Genomic DNA, 22,548 nt, shown 5'->3' with positions numbered 1-22,548 from the left:
GGCACCATGTACTCCGGCAGTTGCGCCTGCATAAAACCGCGCAGGGTTTCAATGTCCAGCGCCTCGCGCTCGGTGAAATAGGCGATGAGGCGTCCGTCCAGGGCCAATACCACGGCTTCACGGACCTGCGGATGCGCGCCCAGGCAGCTGTCGAGTTCACCCAGTTCGATACGCACGCCGCGGATCTTCACTTGGTCATCGTTACGCCCCAGGTATTCAAGGTTGCCGTCAGGCAGCCAGCGCGCCAGGTCGCCGGTGCGGTACATGCGCGCCTGCGGCGCGGCACTGAACGGATCATTCACAAAACGTTCGGCGGTCATTTGCGCACGGTTCAAGTAACCGCGCGCCACCCCACCGCCTCCGACATACAGCTCACCGGTCGCGCCCAGCGGCACCGGCTTGAGCTGTGCATCCAGCACGTAGACCTGGGCGTTGGCCACCGGTTTGCCGATGTGCAGGGTCTTGCCGGCTTCGATCAGCCCAGAGGTCGCGACCACCGTCGCTTCGGTCGGACCGTAGTTGTTGATCAGCTTGAAGCGCCGTGGCGTATTGAACTGGCGCAGACGATCGCCGCCGATCAGCAGGGTCTTGAGGGTCGGGTGTTCCAGTGACTGGCTGAAGGCGTACTCGGCCACCGGGGTGGGCAAGAAGCTGACGTCCAGCGGCTGCGCCCGCCACCAGGCCAGCAGCGCGTCAATGTCTTCATTGCCGTGGGCCGCCGGCGGTAGATGCAGGGTCGCTCCCGCGCACAAGGCCGGCCAGACTTCCCAGGCCATCGCGTCGAAACCAAACCCGGCGACACTGGAGGTGTGGCTGCCCGCGTGCAGGTCGAACGCCTGGCAGTGCCAGTTCACCAGGTTCTCCAGGGTCTGGTGTTCGACCATCACGCCTTTGGGCAGGCCGGTGGACCCGGAGGTGTAAATCACATACGCCAGGTGCGCCGGGGTCAGGCCGGCGATGTGTGGATTGTCTTGCGCAGGCCCTTGCAGCAGGCGACTGTCGAGTTTCAGCACCGGTACTTGCAGGGCCGGCAAACGCTCAGCCAGGCCCGGCTGTACCAGCACGGCCACCGGGGCACTGTCTTCGAGCAGGTAGCCGATGCGGTCCAGCGGGTGCGCCGGGTCAATCGGCACATACGCCGCGCCGGCCTTGAGGATCGCCAGCAGACCCACCAGGGTTTCCAGACTTCGGCGCGCGCAGATCGCCACGCGATCGTCCGGCCGCACACCCAGTTCAAGCAGTTGCAAGGCCAGGTGGTTGGCCTGCTGGTTCAGTTCACCATAGGACAGCGCCTGCCCGTCGTACAGCACCGCGACCGCCTGCGGGTCGCGCAGCACCTGTTGTTCGATACGCTGATGGATGGTCAGCCCGCGTGGGTAGTCGACCTGGGTCTGGTTGAAGCCTTCGAGCAGTTGCGCACGCTCGGCGCTTGGCAGCACCGGCAGTTGGTTGACCGCTATCGATGAGCTTTGCTCCAGCGCCTGCACCAGATGTTCCAGTGCGGTCAGCATGTATTCGCAAAAACGTTGCGCGCCCAGTACCGGCAACGCCTGGACGGTGACGGCAAAACCGTCGCTCAGTTCATCGACACTGAGGGTCAGCGGGTAGTTGGTGCGCTCTTCGGTATGGAAAAATTCGATACCGCGCCAGGCCGTCTGGGCCTGCTCGGACCCCAGGTCATGGGCACTGTGGCGATAATTGAGCAAGGCGCTGAACAAGGGTTGCGGCGAGGCCACGCCGCTGCAACGTTGCGCCAGCACCAATGGTGCATGCTCATGGCCGAGCAACGCGGTGAGCCGCGCATGGGTTGCCTTGAGTGCGGCGGCCGGGCTGTGACCGCCCACGTCGACGCGCAGTGGCAAGGTGTTGATCAGCATGCCCAGCGCATGCTCGGCGCCTTCGCCACTCTCCATACGCCCGAGGAATACTGTGCCGAAGACCACCCGTTCATTGCCGGTGATGGCCGCCAGCACCTGGCCCCACGCCAGATGACACAAGCTGGCCGTACTGACCCCTTGCTGCCGGGCCTGGGTGCGCAGGCGCTGGCCCAACGCCGCCGGAACCGCCTGCACGGCCTCTTGCAGCACCTGGCCGTCCCCTTGCACATCCGCCAGGCCAAAGGGCAGCGTCGGTGCGTCCACGTCGCCAAGCATCTCGCGAAAAAACGCTTCGTGCTGCTGCTCACTGACACCCAGGCGTGCCTGGGCCACGTAATTGCGGTACGGCACCGGCTTGCCCAGTTGCGCGGCCTGGCCCAGCAGGTATTGCTGGATTTCATGCTGCACCACCGCCAACGCGGCGTGGTCGGAGACGATGTGATGCAACATCAGCAAGGCCAGCCAGCGATCATTGACCGGGTCGTGCGCGCAGGCGATGCGGATCAGCGGCGCCTGGCTGATGTCCATGCGGAAATGCTGGTTGTCGAAGCGCTGTTCCAATTGCTGGCGAATGTCGCCGACGGTTGGGTCCAGCGCGACTTCTTCCACCTGCAGGCGCGCCTGGCGCAGTACCACTTGCTGGGGTTCTTCCAGGCCGTCCCAGAGCACGGCGGTGCGGAAGCTGTCGTGCCGGTCGATCACGTGTTGCAGGGCCTGATTGAAGTCATCCAGGCATTGACGGTTGTCCATGCCGATCATGCATTGCAGCACGTAGGGGTCGCCCTGTTGCGCAGACAGGTGATGGAACAGGATGCCCGATTGCAGCGGCGCCAGCGGGTAGATGTCCTGGATGTTGGCTGCGCCGCCGGGAATACACGCGACGATGCGCTCGATGCTGGCCTGATCCAGTGTCGTCAGCGCCAGCATGTCCGGGGTGATGTGCGTGCAATCGGCGGGGATGCGGTTGGCCGGCACCGTGACCTGTCCGGCGCGCTCGGCGCGGTACTCGCCAGCGTTGATCAAGGCGATCAACGCGGCTTTGTGCTCACGCAGCGACGCCAATACGCTGGGCTCCTTCAACGCTTGCTTGTTGCCCTGCACCACGAGTTGGTCACCCTTGACGGCAAGCTGAACGTCTTTTTCTTTTAATGTCGCCAACAGTTCGAGAACACTCACAGGACCATCTCCATTCTTTCTGTAATTTCGGCGTATTCCCAGAGCGTGGGTTGCTTGAACAGCGCCTTGACGTTTGCATCGATGCCTTCCTGGCGTAACCGCCCGATCAGGCTGACGGCGAGTAATGAATGGCCGCCCAGTTCAAAGAAATGGTCATGTCGACCGACCTGGTCGACCTCCAGCAATTCAGCCCAGAGCCGGGCCAGTGCGATTTCGGTGTCGGTCAACGGCGCCTCATACTCACGCGTACGTAACGCCCCGAGGTCGGGTGCCGGCAGGGCTTTGCGGTCGAGCTTGCCGTTGGGGCTCAGCGGCAGCGCCTCAAGGTGCACGAACAATTGCGGCACCATGTAGTCCGGCAATAGCGCCAACAGGTGCGTGCGCAAGGCTTCAGCCTCGGCCGGCACGCCGGTGTAATAGGCCACCAGGCGCTTGTCGCCCGGCACGTCCTCGCGGGCCAGCACCGCGGCTTCCTGGATCTGCGGGTATTCGCCCAAGCGTGCCTGGATTTCCCCCAGTTCTATGCGCAGGCCACGAATCTTGACCTGGTCATCGTTACGGCCCAGGTACTCGATATTGCCGTCGACCAGGAAGCGTCCGACATCACCGGTGCGGTACATGCGCCCGGCGTTGAAGGGGTTGTCAACGAAGCGTTCGGCCGTCAGTTCCGGGCGATTCAGGTAGCCACGGGCAACCTGCACGCCACCGATAAACAGTTCGCCACTGACCCCCAGTGGCGCCGGCTGCAAGTGTTCATCCAGCACATAGAGGTAGGTATTGGCGATCGGCTTGCCGATCGGCGTGTTGTCCGGGGTGGTCGGCCCGGCGCAGTCCCAGGCGGTAACGTCCACCGCCGCTTCGGTCGGCCCATAGAGGTTGAACAAGGCGCTGGTCGGCAGTTGCTGCTTGAAGCGGCGCACCACACTGCCCGGCAGTGCCTCGCCGCTGCACATCACGCGTACCAGCCCGGCCGCCTGGCTGAGATCACCATGGGCGAGGAATACCTCGAGCATCGACGGCACAAAGTGCAGCGTGGTGATACGTTCGGCCTGGATGATCTCGCACAGGTACGCGGGGTCCTTGTGCCCGTCAGGACGGGCCATGACCAGGCGCGCCCCGGTAAACAGCGGCCAGAAGAACTCCCACACCGACACATCGAAGCTGAACGGGGTTTTCTGCAGCACCGTGTCGCTGGCGTCGAGGCCGTAGGCTTCCTGCATCCACAGCAGGCGGTTGACCACCGCGCTGTGTTCGTTGATGACGCCCTTGGGCTTGCCGGTGGAGCCGGAGGTGTAGATCACGTAGGCCTGGTGTTGTGGGGTCAACCCGGCAATCAACGGGTTGCTCGCCGGCTGCTGTTGCCAGGTGAGGCGCTCCAAGTCGACGACCGGCACGTCGAGGTGACCCAGCAAGGCACGGGTGGCGCGTTGGACCAGCACCACGGCCGGCGCGCTGTCTTCAAGCATGTAGGCCAGGCGTTCCAGCGGATAAGCAGGGTCCAGCGGCACATAACCGCCGCCGGCCTTGAGAATTGCCAGCAAGCCAACCACCATTCCCAGGCTGCGTTCAGCGCAGATCGCCACCCGCGAATCGGGCACCACACCGAGCTCGCGCAGATGATGAGCCAAGCGGTTGGCGCGCTCGTTCAGCTCGCGATAACTCAGGTGCCGGGCGTCCGCCAATACTGCGACGGCGTCCGGCGTGCGCGCCACTTGGGCTTCGAACAGCCCATGCAGGGTTTGTTGCAGCGGGTAGTCGCGGGCCGTGTCGTTGAAGGCCACCAGCACGGTTTCACGCTCCTCGGCCGGTAGCACCGAGAGTTGCTGCAAGGCGCTGTGCGGCGCGGTCTCCAGCGCCTGCACCAAGTTATGCAAAGCCGTCTGCACATAGTCCACCACGCGCTGGGCATCCACCGCGATGGCCTGTACGTTCAAGCGGAAGCTGTCACCTTGGTCATCCACGTTCAGTGCCAGCGGGTAGTTGGTGCGTTCCTCGCTGGCCAGGGTTTCGATGCCCACCCAGGCGTCACGGGTCTGATGCATCACGCCATCGCTGGCGCTGTGCCGATAGTTGAGCATCGCGCTGAACAACGGCGCCGGCGCGGCCACGCCACTGCAGCGCTGGGCCAGGGATAACGAGGCATGCTCGTGGCCCAGCAGCGCCGACAGGCGTGCGTGGGTGGCGCGCACGCCGGTCCGTGCGCTGTGCTGGCCGAGGTCGACGCGCAGCGGCAAGGTGTTGATGAACATCCCCAGCGCGCGATCAGCCCCTTCGCCGCCCTGCAGGCGCCCGACCAGGACCGTGCCGAACACCACGTCCTGCCTGCCCGAGACTGCGCCCAGCACCTGGGCATAGGCCAAGTGGAACAGGCTGGCAACGCTGACCCCAAGGGCGCGCGCCGCTGTGCGCAGACGCCGGCTGACGTCCACCGGTAAGGTCTGGGTAACTTCAGCCACCGTGTTGCCGTCGCTCTGCACGTCCTTGAGGCCGAACGGCAGCGTCGGCTCGTCTATGTCGCCGAGCATCTCGCTGAAAAAGCGTTCATGCTCCTGCTCAACCCCACCCAGGCGCGTCTGGGCTACGTAGTTGCGGTAAGGCACCGGCGCCGGGAGTGGCTCGGTGGCGCCCAACAGGCTGGCGGCCATCTCCCAGCTGACCACCTCCAGTGCGGTGTGGTCCAGGACCATGTGGTGGAACAACAGCACCGCCACGGTGCGGTCATTGCGCTCGTCGCGGGCATAGGCCAGGCGCATCAAGGGTGCCTGGCTGACGTCAAGGCGGTAGTGCCGAGCGTCAAACCGCGCATGCAATTGGGTCAGGATATCGCCGTCGGCCGGGTCGAGAGTCAGCTCCTGCACCGGTAGCTCGGCTTTGCGCCACACTACCTGTGCCGGGGTGCTCAAGCCCTCCCAGACCATCCCGGTACGCAGGATGTCGTGGCGCTCGATCACGGCTTGCAGGGCGTGGGCAAAACGCTGCAAACGCTCGAGGCTGTCGAAGGCCATTTGCGACTGCAGCAGGTAGGGGTCGCCCTGCTCGGCCGTGATGTGGTGATAGAGAATGCCTTCCTGTAACGGCGCCAGGGCATAGAGATCCTGCACATTGGCCACGCCGCCCGGAACCTGGGCGACGATATGCTCGATGCTCGCCTGGTCCAGGCTGATCAGGGGCAACAGGTCTGGCGTGATGCGCTCACACGCGGCGGTGATCAGGTTGGCCGGCACGGCCACTTCACGCCCACTGCCCACCGCGGCGGCCAGCGCCGTCAGGGTCGGCTGGCTGAACAGTACACGCACATCGGCGCCGAGGCCGGCCTGGCGCATGCGTTCAATCAGGCTCACGGACAGCAGCGAGTGGCCGCCCAGTTCAAAGAAGTTATCGTAACGGCCAACCTGTTCGACCTTGAGCAGGTCCGCCCAGATCCGTGCCAGCACGTTTTCCACTTCCCCCTGGGGGGCTTCGTAGCCGCGGCTGAGCAAGGCGTCCTGGTCCGGCGCCGGCAGGGCCTTGCGGTCAACCTTGCCGTTGCTGGTCAGCGGCAGGCTGTCCAGGCGCACATAGGCGCTCGGCACCATGTAGTCCGGCAACTGCGCCAACAGGTCGTCGCGCAGGGTCACGATGTCCACGCTGTCACGCTCAGTGAAATACGCCACCAGGCGCTTGTGCCCTGGTTCGTCCTCACGGGCCAGCACAACTGCGTCCCTGACCCCGTGGCAGCTGGCCAGGCGTGTCTCGATCTCGCCCAATTCAATGCGGAAACCACGGATTTTCACCTGCTGGTCGTTACGCCCCAGGTACTGCAAGGTGCCGTCGGCACGCCAGGCCACCAGGTCGCCGGTGCGGTACATCAGGCCAGCGTCGCTGAACGGGTCGGCGAGGAATTTCTCCGCCGTCAGGTCCGCACGGTTGAGATAGCCCAGGGCGACACCCTGACCACCGATATACAGCTCGCCGGTCACGCCAACCGGTACCGGCAGCTGATGGGCATCCAGCACGTAGGTACGACTGTTGCCGACTGGCCGGCCAATCGGAATGCTGCCCTCCTCGGCCGAGGTGATTTCAAAGGTGGTCGAGAAGGTAGTCGCTTCGGTCGGGCCATAGCCATTGAGCAGGTGCTGCGGTGCGCCGTCCTTGAGCACCCGGGCGATGACACTCGGGTCGAGCACATCGCCGCCGACGATCAGGTAACGCAGTTGCGTGAACACCGGCAGCAGCCCTTCGGCGTATTGGTGGAACAGGCCGGCGGTCATCCACAACACGCTGATCGCTTGCTGCTGCAACAGCGCGGCGAAATCAGCCTGGGACAACAGCGTGTCCTGGTCGACCACCACCACCGCGCCGCCATTGAGCAAGGGCGCCCAAACGTCGAGGGTACTGGCATCGAACGCCGGGTTGGAGGCAAAGGCCACGCGGTCGCGTTGGTTGAAATCGGCATAGCCGTTGTTGATCACCAACCGCGTAATTGCCCGGTGCGGTACCAATACGCCCTTCGGCGTGCCGGTGGAGCCGGAGGTGTACATGATGTACGCCGCCATCTCGGCCGATTGCTCCAGCGCCGGGTTGCAATCGGGGGTGTCAGTGAAATCGAGGCGGTCCAGGTCCAGACGACGGGCGCCATCGGGCACCTCGATCGACGCCAACGTGAGCAGCCACTGTGTACCACTGTCCGCAACCATGAAGCCTTGACGGTCCAGCGGCGCGTTGATGTCCAGCGGCACATACACCGCCGCGCACTTGCTGATCGCCAACTGGCTCACCAGCAGGTCCAGCGAGCGCTCCAGCAGGATCGCTACGCGCTCGCCCGGTGCCACGCCAAGGCCGAGCAAATGGTGGGCCAATTGGTTGGCACGCCGGTTCAACTGCGCATAGTTCAACGACTGCTCGCCCTGCACCGCTGCCAGTGCCAGCGGCTGCGCAGCAACATGCTCTTCGAACCGCGCATGCAGGGTCTGCGCGCGCGGGTAGTCCCTGGCAGTGGCATTGAACTCCTGTAGCACTTGCTCACGCTCGGCCCCAGGCAGCATCGAAATGCCGTTCAGTGGCGCGAACGGCGAGTGTTCCAGGGCGTCGACCAAGCGCTCGATGACCGTATTGAAGTAAGCACAGATTTTATCTGCACCGATCTGTGCCACCGCCAATGCACTCAGGCTGAACTGCTCGCCCAGGTCATTGACGCTGACACTCAACGGGTAATTGGTGCGCTCATGCACGTCAATCACCTCAATGCCGCGCCAAGCACGCTGGTATTCAGCCAGCGCGGCCGCCGATGGCTCGGCGCTGTGCCGGTAGTTGAGCAAGGCACTGAATAACGGCGTGGAGTGCGCGACACTGCTGCAGCGCTGAGCCAGGGCCAACGAGGCATGCTCGTGGCCAAGCAAGCCACTGAGGCTGGCGTGGGTGGCCTTGACCGCCGCTTGCACCGCTTGCGCGTCAATATCGACGCGCAACGGCAGCGTGTTGATAAACATGCCCAGTGCCCGGTCGGCGCCGTCACCGCCTTGCAGGCGGCCCATCATCACCGTACCGAACACCACGCGGTCGTTCTGCGCGACCACGCTCAATACCCGCGCCCAGGCCAGGTGGAACACGCTGGCCGGGCTGACGCCCAGTTGCCGCGCGCGCGTGCGCAAGCGCCGACTCACAGTCGCGTCGAGGGTCAGGCTGGCTTCGTCAATGCCCTCCCCGTCCCCCTCGACGGTCTGCAGACCAAACGGCAGGGTCGGCTCGTCGATGTCCGCCAACATCGCGCGAAAAAACGCCTCGTGTTCCTGCTCGCTGACCCCCAGGCGCGCCTGGGCCACGTAGTTGCGATACGGCACCGCCGCTCCCAGGCGGTCGGCGTGCCCGAGCAGATAGGCTTGCATCTCATGCTGCACCACCTCCACGGCGGTGTGATCAAGCACCAGGTGGTGGAACAGAAAGAACGCGACGACCTTTGCGTTCGCCGAGTCGTCGGCGTAGACCACGCGCATCAGCGGCGCCTGGTTCAAATCGAGGCGGGTATAACGGCTCTGCACATCCGCGCGCAGCTGCTCGACAACCGGCACGTCGCCAAGGGTTGGCTTGAACGCTTCAACCGCCAGCTGTGCGTGACGCAACACCACCTGCATCGGCTGCTCGAGGCCCTCCCAAAGTACGGCCGTACGCAGGATGTCATGGCGCTCGATGACCTGTTGCAATGCTTGGCAAAACGCCTGCAAGCGCGCGAGGTCATCGAAGACGAATAGCGATTTGAGCAGGTAGGGATCACGGTGCGCAGCCGACAAGTGCAGGTAGAGAATGCCTTCCTGCAAGGGTGCCAGGGGGTAGATGTCTTGCACGTTGGCCACGCCACCGGGCACGGCGGCAACGATCAAGTCGATGTTGGCCTGGCTGAGCTGCGCCAGCGGCAACAGGTCCGGGGTGATGTGGCGCAGGCCCGGTACCAGCAGGTTGGCCGGCACCTGCACTTCGTGGCCACTGCCCACTGCCGCCGCGAGCGCTGCCAGGGTGGGTTGGCTGAACAGCACGCGTACGTCGGCATTGAGGCCGGCCTGGCGCATGCGTTCCACCAGGTTGACGGCCAACAGCGAGTGCCCGCCCAGCTCAAAGAAATGGTCATGGCGCCCTACTTGCTCGACCTTGAGCACATCCGCCCAAATCTGCGCGAGGGTGGTCTCCACCTCACCCTCAGGTGCGGCATAACCCCGATTGAGCATCGACTCCAGACCCGGATCCGGCAGGGCCTTGCGGTCGAGCTTGCCGTTAGCGGTCAGCGGCAGGCTGTCCAGGCGCACATAAGCGCTCGGCACCATGTACTCCGGCAACTGTGCCTGCAACGCGCTGCGCAGGGTTTCGATGTCCACGGGTGATGGTGGAGTGGCGTATTCAGTGAAATACGCCACCAGCCGACCGTCGCGCGCCAATACTACCGCTTCGCGGATCTGGGCCTGCTCACCCAGTCGGCTTTCGATTTCACCCAGTTCAATGCGCACACCGCGGATTTTCACCTGGTCGTCATTACGCCCCAGGTACTCCAGGGTGCCGTCCTCGCACCAGCGTACCAGGTCGCCGGTGCGGTACATGCGCGCCTGCGGGTCGCGGCTGAACGGGTCCTTGAGGAAGCGTTCGGCAGTCATTTGCACGCGATTCAGGTACCCGCGTGCCACCCCGGCACCGGCCACATACAGCTCACCGGCCACCCCTTGGGGCAGCAGTTGCTGGTGCGCATCCAGCACGTAGACCTGGGCGTTGGCCACCGGTTTGCCGATGTGCAGGGTCTTGCCGGCTTCGATCAGCCCAGAGGTCGCGACCACCGTCGCTTCGGTCGGACCGTAGTTGTTGATCAGTTTGAAGCGCCGTGGCGTATTGAACTGGCGCAGACGATCGCCGCCGATCAGCAGGGTCTTGAGGGTCGGGTGTTCCAGTGACTGGCTGAAAGCGTACTCGGCCACCGGGGTCGGCAAGAAGCTGACGTCCAGCGGCTGGTCCAGCCACCATTGCAGCAGCGCATCAAGGTCTTCCTGGGCGTGATGTGCAGGAGGCAGGTGCAAGGTCGCGCCGGCGCACAAGGCCGGCCACACCTCCCAGGCCATCGCGTCAAAACCGAAGCCGGCGACGCTGGAGGTATGGCTGCCGGCGTGCAGGTCAAACGCATCGCAATGCCAGTTCACCAGGTTTTCCAGGGTCTGGTGTTCGACCATCACGCCTTTGGGTTGGCCGGTGGAGCCGGAGGTGTAGATCACGTACGCCAGGTGCGCCGGGGTCAGGCCTGGCACCTGGGGGTTGTCGGCGCAGGAGGCAGGCCAGGCCGAGGCGTCAAGGTCGATGATCGGTACCGAAAGCCCGGCGACGCACGCAGCGGTGGCCGACTGCACCAGCACCGCCACGGGGGCGCTGTCCTGCAACAGGTAGGCAATACGTTCCAATGGGTGTGCCGGGTCCACTGGCACATAGGCGGCGCCAGCCTTGAGGATCGCCACCAACCCCACCAGGGTGTCGACGCTGCGTCGAGCACAGATGGCGACGCGGTCGTCAGGGCCGACACCTAGGTTGATCAAGTAATGGGCCAGTTGGTTGGCCCGCTCGTTAAGGTGCTGGTAGCTCAGTCGCTGCTCGCCCTGGCACACGGCCAACGCCTGGGGCAGCGCCAGCGCGCGGGCCTCGATCAAGGCGTGAATGGTCTGGCCGCGCGGGTAATTCCTGGCGCTGCGATTGAAACACGTCACCTGGCGGGCACGCTCATCGTCGGGCACGATCGGCAACGCCTGCATGGATGTGGCATGGCCCTGTTCCAAGGCGTCAACCAGCGTGTGCAACGCGGTGAGCAAATAGCCGAGGATGCGCGGTAACGGCATGCTGGCCACACCTTGCAGAGTCAGGTTGAAGTCTTCACCGACGTCATCCACCGACAGCACCAGGGGATAGTTGCTGCGCCCCTCGCCGCCGAGCAACTCGATACCGTCCCATTGCGCCACGTTCGTCGTCGGCGCCAGGCTCTGGCGATAGTTGATCAAGGCGCTGAACAACGGTGTGGGCGCGGCCACGCGGCTGCAGCGCTGGGCCAGCGCCAACGGTGCGTGCTCGTGCCCAAGCAGGCGCGTCAAGCGCGCATGGGCGGCCTTGGTCGCGGCCTGTACGTCCAGCGCCCCGACATCCAGCCGCAGCGGCAAGGTATTGATAAACAGACCAAGCCCGCGCTCACTGCCTTCACTGCCGCCCATGCGCCCCATCAGCACGGTGCCGAACACCACGTCGTCGCGCCCGCTGATCCGCCCCAGCACCTGTGCCCAGGCCAAATGATGCAGGCTGGCGACGCTGACCACCTGTTGCCGGGCCTGGGCCCGCAGGCGTCGGCTCAAGTCCGCGTCCAACACGTGAGCCAGCTCGTGCACGTGCGCATCGCCCTGGACATCCTGATGGCCGAACGGCAGGGTCGGTTCATCCAGGTCGCCGAGCATGTCGCGAAAGAACCCTTCGTGCTCTTGCACCGTCGTGCCCAGGCGTGCCTGGGCCACATAGTTGCGGTACGGCACCGGCGCGCCAAGTTGCTCGGCACGGCCGTACAAACAAGCGTGGATCTCCTCGTACACCACTTGCATGGCCACGTGGTCAATGGCGATGTGATGGAACAGCAGCATCGCCACCCAGCGCTGGTTGGTCGGGTCTTCGCTGAAAACCACGCGCAGCAGCGGCGCCTGGCCCAAGTGCATGTGCATGGCGCGGGCGTCGAAGCGCTGGTACAACTGCTCGGTAATCGGCCCGTCGGCCGGGTCGAGAGCCACCTCGTCGCTCACCAGTTGCGCCTGGCGCCAGACCACTTGCACCGGCTCATCCAGGCCCTCCCAGACAATACTGGTGCGCAGGATGTCGTGACGATTGATCACCTGCTGCAAAGCCTGGGCAAACGCCTCCAGGCGTGGCCGCGTGGTGATCGCGAACTGTGAGCGCATCAGGTAAAGGTCACCTTGGCGCGCCGTCACGTGGTGGTAGAAGATCCCTTCCTGCAGTGCCGCCAGCGGGTAGATATCCTGCACATTCGCCACGCCGCCGGGGACTTGGGCGACGATATGGTCGATGCTCGCCTGGCTCAGGTTCACCAGGGGCAGCATCGCCGGGCGGATATGAGTGCAATCGATAGCAATGGCATTGGCCGGCACGTCGACCTGCCCGGCTCGCTGCGCCGAGTAGTCGCCGGCCTTGATCAAGGCGATCAGCGCAGCCTTGTGTTCACGCAGCGAAGCCAGCACGCCCGGCTCGCTCAAGGCCAGCTTGTTGCCCTGCAACACCAGCTGATCGCCTTTGACGGACAGCTGCACGTCCTTTTCTTTCAGTGTCGCCAACAGTTCGATAACACTCACAGGACCATCTCCATTCTTTCCGTAATTGCGGCGTATTCCCACAGCGTGGAGTGTTCGAACAGCGCCTTGGCGTTGGCTTCGATGCCTTCCTGGCGTAAGCGTCCGATCAGGCTGACCGCCAGCAATGAATGCCCGCCCAGTTCAAGGAAGTTGTCATGGCGACCGACGCGCTCGACGTTCAACAACTCCGTCCAGAGCCGGGCCAGGGTGGTTTCGATTTCGCCCTGGGGCGCTTCGTAGGCATGGGTGCGTAGCGCGCCCATGTCCGGCGCCGGCAGGGCCTTGCGGTCGAGCTTGCCGTTGGGGCTCAGCGGCAGCGCGTCGAGGTGCACGAACACCTGCGGCACCATGAACTCCGGCAATTGCTCCAATAAATGTGCACGCAGGGCCTCGGGGGCGGCCGGCACGCCGGTGTAATAGGCCACCAGGCGTTTGTCGCCCGGCACGTCCTCGCGGGCCAGCACCGTGGCCTCCTGGATGCCCGGGAATTGGCCCAGGCGTGCCTGGATTTCGCCCAGTTCGATGCGCACACCACGGATCTTCACTTGGTCATCATTGCGGCCCAGGTACTCAATGTTGCCGTCAGGCAAATAACGCGCAACGTCACCAGTGCGGTAGATCCGCCCGGCGCTGTGCGGGTCCTTGAGGAAACGTTCGGCGTTCAGCTCGGGGCGGTTCAAGTAGCCACGGGCGACCTGCACGCCGCCAATGAACAGTTCACCGCTGACCCCCAAGGGCACCGGCTGCAAGTGCGCGTCGAGCACGTACATGCGCACGTTGCCTATGGGCTTGCCGATCGGGGTGTTGTCCGGCGTGACGGCGCCGTTGCAATCCCAGGCCGTGACTTCCACTGCGGCTTCGGTCGGGCCGTAATGATTGAACAACGCACTGCCCGGCAATTGCGCCTTGAAGCGCCGCACCAGGTGGCCCGGCAAAGCTTCGCCGCTGCACATGACCCGCACCAACCTGGCCGCCTGGCTGACATCGCCATGGGCCAGGAATACATCGAGCATCGACGGCACGAAGTGCACCGTGGTGATCTGTTCGGCCTCGATCACCTCGCACAGATACGCCGGGTCCTTGTGCCCGCCCGGGCGGGCCATCACCAGGCGCGCCCCGGTGAACAGCGGCCAGAAGAACTCCCACACCGACACGTCAAAGCTGAATGGGGTTTTCTGCAGCAGGGCATCCGAGCTGTCCAGGCGATAGGTGTCCTGCATGCACAGCAAGCGGTTGACCACCGGGCTGTGCTCGTTGATGACGCCCTTGGGCTTGCCGGTGGAGCCCGAGGTGTAGATCACGTAGGCCTGGTGTTGCGGGGTCAATTCGGCAATCAGCGGGTTATTCGCCGACTGGTGTTGCCAGATGACGTGTTCCAGGTCAATCACCGGCACGTCGATGTAACCCAGCAAGGCGCGGGTGGCGCCTTGGACCAGAACCACGGCCGGCGCGCTGTCTTCAAGCATGTAGGCCAGGCGATCCAACGGGTAAGCGGGGTCGAGCGGTACGTAACCGCCACCGGCCTTGAGGATCGCCAGCAACCCGATGACCATCTCGGCGCTGCGTTCGACGCAGATGCCCACACGCGACTCCAGCACCACACCCTGCTCGCGCAGATGATGGGCCAGGCGATTGGCGCGCTCGTTCAGCTCGCGGTAGGTCAGGCGCTGGGCATCCGCCAGCAACGCAACGGCGTCCGGTGTGCGTTGTACCTGGGCTTCGAACAGGCCGTGAATTGTCTGCTGCAGCGGGTGATTCTTGACGGTGTCGTTGAAGTGCTCCAGCAGGGTTTCACGCTCGGCCGCCGGTAGCACCGAGAGTTGCTCAACGGCGGTGTGCGGCGCGATCTCCAGCGCATCCACCAAGTGTTGCAAGGCGGTCTGCATATAGGCCGCCACACGCTGGGCATCCACGCCGGAGGTCTGCACGCTGAGCAGAAAGCCTTCGCCTTGGTCGTCCACCGACAGCATGCACGGATAGTTGGTGCGCTCGCGCACCTCCAGCACTTGGGCACCCGACCAATACTGCGGCCCTTCACTGTCCTGCAACGGGCTGTGACGGTAGTTGAGGATTGAACTGAACAACGGCGACGACGCCGGCACGGCGCTGCACCGCTGGGCGACCACCAGCGGTGCATGCTCGTGGCCCAGCAGCGCGGAGAGCCGGGCATGCACGGCGCGTACCCCGGCCCGCACGCCTTGTTCACCCACGCTGACTCGCAGCGGCAAGGTATTGATGAACATGCCCAGGGCGCGGTCGGCACCATCGCCACTTTGCATGCGGCCGAGCAACACCGTGCCGAACACCACCTCATCACGCCCACTGACGCTGGCCAGCACCCGTGCCCAGGCCAGGTGGTGCAGGCTCGCGGCACTGACGCCCAGATGGCGCGCCTGCGCCCGCAGGCGCCGACACAGCGGCGCATCCAGTTGGAGCTTGGCCTCCTCGGCCGACAGCCCATCGCCCTGCACTTCCTGCAAGCCAAACGGCAGGGTCGGCTCATCGATGTCACTGAGCATCTCGCGGAAGAACTGTTCGTGGTCAGCCTGGCTGACGCCCAACAACGCCTGCGCCACGTAATTGCGGTACGGCATCGCCGCGTCCAATTGCGCGAAGCCACCGCTGCGGTAGGCGAGCACTTCTTCGCTGATCACATCCAGTGCGGTGTGGTCCATGGCGATGTGGTGGAACAGCAACATCGCCAGCCAGCGCTGGTTGGCTTCATCGTGCACATACGCCAGGTGCAGCAGCGGCGCCTTGCTCAACACCAGGCGCACCTGGCGTGGATCGAAGCGTGCGTGCAACTGCTCCAGCATACTGCCCTCGGCGGGGTCGAACTGCAGGGCTTCGCGGGGCAGTTCGGCGCGGCGCAGCACGACCTGCACCGGCTGTTCGAGGTCGTCCCAGAGGATCGCCGTGCGGGTGATGTCATGGCGATCAATCACTGCTTGCAGGGCCTGGGCGAAGCTGTCGAGTTGCGCGCGGTTTTCCAGACTGAATGTGGCCTGCAACAAGTAAGGGTCACCCTGCTCGCTGGTGATGTGGTGATACAGAATGCCCTGCTGCAACGGCGCCAGCGGGTAGATGTCCTGCACATTGCGCGCGCCGCCCGGCACCCGCGCGACGATGCGGTCGAGAGTCTCCTGGCTGAGGTCGATCAGGCTGAGCATGTCGGCACGAATGTGTGCGCAGTCAGCCGGGATACGGTTGGCCGGCACCTGGACTTCACTGCCACCGCCCACGGCTGCGGCCAGGGCCGCCAGAGTCGGCTGGCCGAACAGCACGCGTACATCGGCGCTCAGGCCCAATTGACGCATACGCTCGATCAGCTTGACCGCCAGCAGCGAGTGACCGCCCATTTCGAAGAAGTTGTCCTGGCGCCCTACCCTGGCCACGCCCAACACCTGGCTCCACAACTCGGCCAGGGTGGTTTCGATGGCATTGTGCGGCGCTTCGTATTCACGGCTAGCAAAGGCCTCGACATCCGGCACCGGCAATGCGCGCCGCTCGAGTTTGCCGTTGGGCGACAGCGGCAGCGCGTCCAGTTGCACATAGGCCGCCGGGATCATGTAGTCGGGCAGCAGCGCTTGCAAATGCGCGCGCAGTTCGTCGACACCGCTGGGCACCGCCTCGGCGTGAGCGGTGAAATAGGCCACCAGGCGCTTGTCGCCAGGGCTGTCTTCGCGCACCAGCACCGCCGCATCGCTTATGCCCGGGTGCTGAGCCAGGCGCGCTTCGATTTCGCCCAGCTCCACGCGAAAGCCGCGGATCTTGATCTGGCCATCGTTGCGGCCCAGGTAATCGATCTCGCCGTTGCGTTGGTAGCGGCCCAGGTCACCGGTTTTATACAGGCGGCCCTGAGGCACGAACGGATCCGCCAGGAAGCGCTCGGCGGTCAGGTCATCGCGATGCAAATAGCCACGGGCCACGCAGGCGCCGCCAATGTAGATCTCACCGGCGACACCCAACGGCACCGGCTGCAGGCATTCGTCGAGCAGGTAGATACGCGTGTTGGCCACAGGCACGCCAATCGATGGCAACACCGGCCAGGACGCCGCATCACCGTCCAGGGTCAAGGCGGTGGTGACGTGGGATTCGGTCGGCCCATAGTGGTTGTGCAGGCGGCAGTCAGGCAGGCGTTGGAACAGCTCACGCATCGGTTCGCTGATACGCAGTTGCTCACCCGCGGTGATCACATCGCTCAGCGCGCAGGGCAAACGCCAGAGCTCAGGCGTCTGGGCCACGGCTTCGGCCAAGGCTTGCAGGGCGATACACGGCAGGAACAGACGCTGCACGCCGCGCTCGCAGATATGCCGGAACAGTTCGCGGAAATTGAGCCGCAGGTCGCCCGGAATCAGCGACAGTTCACCGCCGGCGCACAGGGTGCTGAAGATTTCCTGGAAGGCCACGTCAAAGCCCAGTGCGGCGAACTGCAAGGTTCGTTGGGCCGGGCGGCCATCGGCCAGGGTTTGCGCAATCTGCCAGTGCATCAGGTTAACCAGCGGCCCATGGGGCATGGCGACGCCCTTGGGCTGGCCGGTGGAACCGGAGGTGTAGATCACGTAGGCCAGGGCTTCGGCGCCAAGATCACTCACTTGCGGGTTGTGTGCAGGGTAACCGTCGCCAACGTTGGCGGCATCGAGCAGCAAGATCGACACGGCGGACAGGCTGAAGCGCTGCACCAGGCGCTGCTGGGTCAGCAGGGCCTTGGGCGCGCTGTCTTGCAGCATGTACGCCAGGCGCTCATCCGGATAGGCCGGATCCAAGGGCACGTAGCCAGCGCCAGCCTTAAGTATCCCCAGCAGGCCGGCGACCATTTCCACGCTGCGTTCGGCGCAGATCGCCACACGGTCATTGGCACCAATGCCATCGGCGATCAGGCGGCGGGCAATCCGGTTGGCGAGGGTGTTCAACTCGCCATAGCTCAGGGATTGGCCTTCATAGGTGACGGCTACCGCGTCAGGCTGGCGCTGCGCCTGCGCTTCGAAGAGCGCGTGCACCGTCGCGGTGGCCGGGTAGTCGACTGCGAAGGCGTTGAAGTGGGCGAGCACTTCCTGGCGCTCGGCATCCGGCAGGATCGAGAGGTGCTGCAGGGTCTGTTCCGGCTGGTGCTCCAAGGCCTCGGCAATGGCTTCCAGCACACGGTGCATGTAGCCGCAGACGCGCTGCGGATCGACACCGGCCACGGCCTGCACGCTCAGGCCAAACGCGTCACCGAGGTCGTCCACCGACAACATCAGCGGGAAGTTGGTGCGCTCTTCGCCACCGGTCATTTCCACCCCGGCCCAGGTCAGCGCCTTGCCGGCATCCTGCGCCGATTGTGCACCGACCGCGGCATGGCGGTAGTTGAGCAATGCGCTGAACAACGGTGTGGGCGCTGCCACACCGCTGCAACGTTGGGCCAAAGACAGCGGCGCATGTTCATGGCCGAGCAAGGCGGCCAATCGTGCATGGGTGGTCTTCAATGCGTTTTCGACGCCTTGATCGCCCGCTTCAACCCGCAGCGGCAAGGTATTGATGAACATGCCGAAGGCACGGTCAGCGTCCTCGCCACTGCTCAGGCGGCCCATCAGCACGGTGCCGAACACCACGTCGCGACGCGCGGCCAGATGCCCGACCACCTGGCCCCACGCCAAGTGATGCAGGCTGGCATTGCTCACCCCCAGGCGTCGGGCCTGGGCACGCAGGCGCTGACCGAGCAGTGGCGCCACGGGCAGGCTGGCTTGAGTGACACCCAGGCCATCACCCTGCACATCCTGCAGGCCAAACGGCAAACTCGGCTCGTCAACATCGCCGAGCATCTCGCGGAAGAACGCCTCGTGAGCGGCCTGACTGATGCCCAAGCGGGTCTGTGCCACGTAGTTGCGGTACGGCACCGATGGCGCCAGCTGATCACCACGACCTTGCGCTAGCGCCTCGATTTCCTGGCCCAACAGCGCCAGTGAGGTGGCGTCATCGATCAGGTGATGGAACTGCAGCACTGCCACCCAGCCTGCGCCCGGCTGGTCTTCGGCAAAATGCAGGGCCAGCAGCGGTGCGCGTGTCAGGTCCATGCGCGTGTGACGCGGGTCGAAGCGTGTGGAGAGTTGCGCGGCAACATCACCCAGTGCCGGGTCGAACTGCACGTGCTGCACCGGTAGCCTTGCTTCGCGCCAGACCACTTGCACAGGTTCGTCCAGGCCCTGCCAAGCCATTGAGGTGCGCAAGATATCGTGGCGGTCGATGACCTGCTGCAGGGCGTCGGCAAAGCCCTGCACTTGCTCGCGACTGTGCATGCGCAACACCACCTGTAGCAGGTAGGGATCGCCTTCGGTGCTGGTCTGGTGATGGAACAGGATGCCTTCCTGCAACGGCACCAGCGCGTAGATGTCCTGTACGTTGGCGACACCGCCGGGGATGCCGGCGACGACGCGGTCGATCTGTTCCTGTGGCAATTGCGCCAGGGGCAGCATGGCTGGGGTAATCCGCGTGCAACCGGCCGGGATCGCATTGGCAGGCACGTGCACCTGGTGTCGGCTGCCGGCGGCGGCGGCCAACGCGACCAGGGTTGGCTGACCGAATAGTACGCCCACATCCGCGTTCAGGCCGACCTGGCGCATGCGCTCGATCAGCTTGACCGCCAACAGCGAATGACCGCCCAGTTCGAAGAACTGGTCGTGGCGCCCTACCCGCTCGACACCCAGCAGTTCGCTCCAGAGGCGTGCCAGGATGGTTTCCAGCTCACCCTGCGGCGCTGCGTACTCGCGCCGCGCATAGGCCTCGGTATCGGGCGCCGGCAAAGCCTTGCGATCAAGCTTGCCGTTGGTGGTCAGCGGCAAGCGCTCCAGCACGACGAACGCGCTGGGCACCATGTAGTCGGCCAGCGACGCCAACAACTGCGTGCGTAACTCGCCAGCCGAAGGTTCGGCACCCTCGCAGGCAATGAGGTAGGCCACCAGTCGCTTGTCACCGGGGGCGTCTTCGCGGGCAATCACCACGGCCTCGCGCACGCCGTCACAGGCAGCCAGACGCGCTTCGATCTCACCCAGTTCGATACGGAAACCACGGATCTTCACCTGGTCGTCATTGCGCCCCAGATAGTCGATGCTGCCGTCTGCCAGCCAGCGGCCAAGGTCACCGGTGCGGTACATGCGCGCGCCCGCAGTGCCATCGAACGGGTCGTTGAGGAAACGCTCGGCATTCAATTCAGGCCGGTTCAGGTAACCGCGAGCCACCCCTGCCCCACCCACATACAATTCACCTTCCACGCCATGCGGGACGGGCTGGCCCTGGGCATCGAGGATGTACACACGCAGGTCCGGGATCCGCCCGCCAATCAGGCTGGTGCCGACCCGGTAGGCGTCTGCAGCGGACAGCGCGCGATAGGTCACGTGCACGGTGGTTTCGGTGATGCCGTACATGTTCACCAGTTGCGTGCCGGCGTTGGCCATGCGCGCATACCAGGGCTTGAGAATCCCCGGTTCCAGGGCTTCGCCACCGAAGATCACCTGACGCAGGGAGTGCTTGAGCTCGCTCTGGCCCTGGGCCGCGATCAACGAGCGGAAGGCACTCGGTGTCTGGTTGAGGACGGTGACGCCGGCGCTACATAGCAGCGCATAGCATTCGTCCGGCGAACGGCTGGTGAGCTGCGGCACTATCAGCAACTGCCCGCCATAGATCAGCGCACCCCAGATTTCCCATACGGAGAAGTCGAAGGCAAACGAATGGAACAAGGCCCACACGTCCTGATCATTGAAATTGAACCAAGCCTCAGTGGCGCTGAACAAGCGCGCCACGTTGCGATGCTCAATCATCACGCCCTTGGGCTGGCCGGTGGAGCCAGAGGTGTAGATCACGTACGCCAGGCTCGCCGAGGTGAGGCCGGGCACATGTGGGTTCAGCGCTGACTCGACTTGCAAGCCCGCCGAATCCAGGTCGATCACCGGCACCGACAACTCAGCCACCAAGGCGTGAGTCGCCTGCTGCACCAGCACCGCCACCGGTGCGCTGTCTTGCAAGATGTAGCTGATGCGCTCATGCGGATAGGCCGGGTCAATCGGTACATAACCGGCACCCGCCTTGAGGATGCCCAGTAAACCAACGATCATCTCCAGGCCACGTTCGACGCAGATCGCCACGCGATCATCCGGGCGCACGCCCAGGCTCAACAGGCGATGCGCAACCTGGTTGGCGCGGCGGTTCAGGTCGCCGTAGCTCAGGCGCAGACCTTGGAACATGAGTGCCGTCGCATCGGGGCGCGAAGCCGCCTGGGCCTCAAACAGCGCATGAATCGTCTCATGGCTGGGGTAAGTGCCCACGCCCGCATTCCAGTGCTGCATCAGCGCGTGGTCAGTCTCGGTGATCAACGAGAACTCACTCACCGCACGCTCGGCGTTCTCCAGCGCTTGCTCCAGCACATAGGTAAAGCGCTCGGCCAGGGCCTCGATTTCATCGGCGTCGAAATACGCTTCGTTATAGACGTAGTGCGCCCATGCCTTGTCCTTGTGGTTGCTCGCCCGCAGGTGAAACGCCAGGGGCATCTGCTCGTGGTTGTTGGTGACTTTGACCGTGTGGCCACGCTGCCCAGCAAACTGGTAAAGATGATCGTCCTGTTCGTAGGACAACGTCAGGTCGAACAGTGAACCCGCTTCGGCGCGCAGGTTCATGCCGCTCAGCGGGAAACGCTGATGGCGGTAGTCCTGCTTGAGCGCATCGCGTACGGCACCGACCAGGGCGCTGAAGGTCAGCTCGCGACCGAGGCTGAAGCGCACGGCGCTGACCTGGGTGAACATGCCCAGGGTGGACTTGAACTTGGCCGAGCGGTTGAGCAACGGCAGACCCACCACCCACTCATCGCGCTGGGTCACGCGGGTGAAGTAGACATACATCGCCGCCAGCAGCACATGAAACGTCGAAGCTTGGCAGGCTTTCGCCAGTTCGCCCATGCGATCGTGCAACACCACCGGGAACGGCCGGATGTAATGCCGGCCAGGGGCCTTGCCGTTGGCGTGCTGGTCCTGGTGACGCGGGGCGAACAGGGGCTCGGGCAGCGTCTGGTACTTGTGCTGCCAGTATTCGCGGTCCTTTTCATAACGGGCCGACTCGCGGTAGCGCGCGTCGTCATGGATGAAGTCGACGTAGGAGCTGGTCTCCATTTCGGGCTGCCGATCTTCAGCCAGGTCGCTGTAGATGTCGCCCAGCGATTGCAGCATTTCACCGAAGGCCCAGCCGTCGAGAATCAGGTGATGGGCCTGGTTGGCGAAGTAGTAATGCGCCTCGCCCAGCTTGATCAGGAAAAAGCGGAACAGCGGCGCCTGGGTCAGGGAAAACGCCCGGCCCATGTGCTCCTCCATCAACGCCAAAGCAGCGCCGACAGGATCGGTCTGTTCAGACACATCAAACAGCGGCACCGCCATCGGCACGGTAGGCGCAATGCATTGCAGGGGTACGCCATCGGCATCGGTAGCGTCCAGCAGCGTGAGGCGCAAGGCATCATGCTTGGCCACCAGTACTTCGACAGCACGGTGCATCCGCTCCGGGCTGACCGGACCGTTAAGTTCCAGGTAGGTGCCGATGTTGTACAGCGGCGAATCACCCTGGCTGATCTGGTCCAGCCAGATCGCTTTCTGCGCGGCGGTCAGGGGGAATGTCTGCGGTGGCTGCAGGGACGAATTCAT

Annotated in this window: 3 protein-coding genes (1 of these 3 running past the window's edge); all 3 read right to left on the bottom strand. The window is 64.4% G+C overall.

The annotated features are described in order from the left end of the window. Tightly spaced (each overlapping or abutting the next), the 3 genes in view from ACZYSM_RS19480 to ACZYSM_RS19470 form a layout consistent with a single transcriptional unit that may run on beyond the window. Nucleotides 1-3,053: the 5' portion of an amino acid adenylation domain-containing protein gene (locus ACZYSM_RS19480; RefSeq protein WP_489073639.1), read on the bottom strand. 16,444 nt of this gene lie to the left of the window's left edge; the window shows 3,053 of its 19,497 coding nt (coding positions 1-3,053); the start codon lies at nucleotides 3,051-3,053; its stop codon lies beyond the left edge, outside the window. Beyond that, complete coding sequence (locus tag ACZYSM_RS19475) at nucleotides 3,050-12,892, bottom strand: amino acid adenylation domain-containing protein (protein ID WP_489073637.1); 9,843 nt, start codon at nucleotides 12,890-12,892, stop codon at nucleotides 3,050-3,052. Before ACZYSM_RS19475 ends, ACZYSM_RS19480 begins: the two co-directional genes overlap by 4 nt. Continuing rightward, the gene (locus ACZYSM_RS19470; RefSeq protein WP_489073635.1) at nucleotides 12,889-22,548 is read right to left on the bottom strand and encodes a non-ribosomal peptide synthetase; all 9,660 of its coding nucleotides are present in this window, start codon (nucleotides 22,546-22,548) and stop codon (nucleotides 12,889-12,891) included. The genes ACZYSM_RS19475 and ACZYSM_RS19470 overlap by 4 nt, the downstream gene beginning before the upstream one ends.

This window comes from Pseudomonas sp. F220 (assembly GCF_057813935.1).
Note: the sequence above shows the minus strand (reverse complement) of the source record. Positions and strands in the feature narration are given on the sequence as shown.

Bases quoted from the DNA above. Each gene is read 5' to 3' on its own strand.
- ACZYSM_RS19470 (WP_489073635.1), bottom strand. From the start codon at position 22,548: ATGAATTCGTCCCTGCAGCCACCGCAGACATTCCCCCTGACCGCCGCG.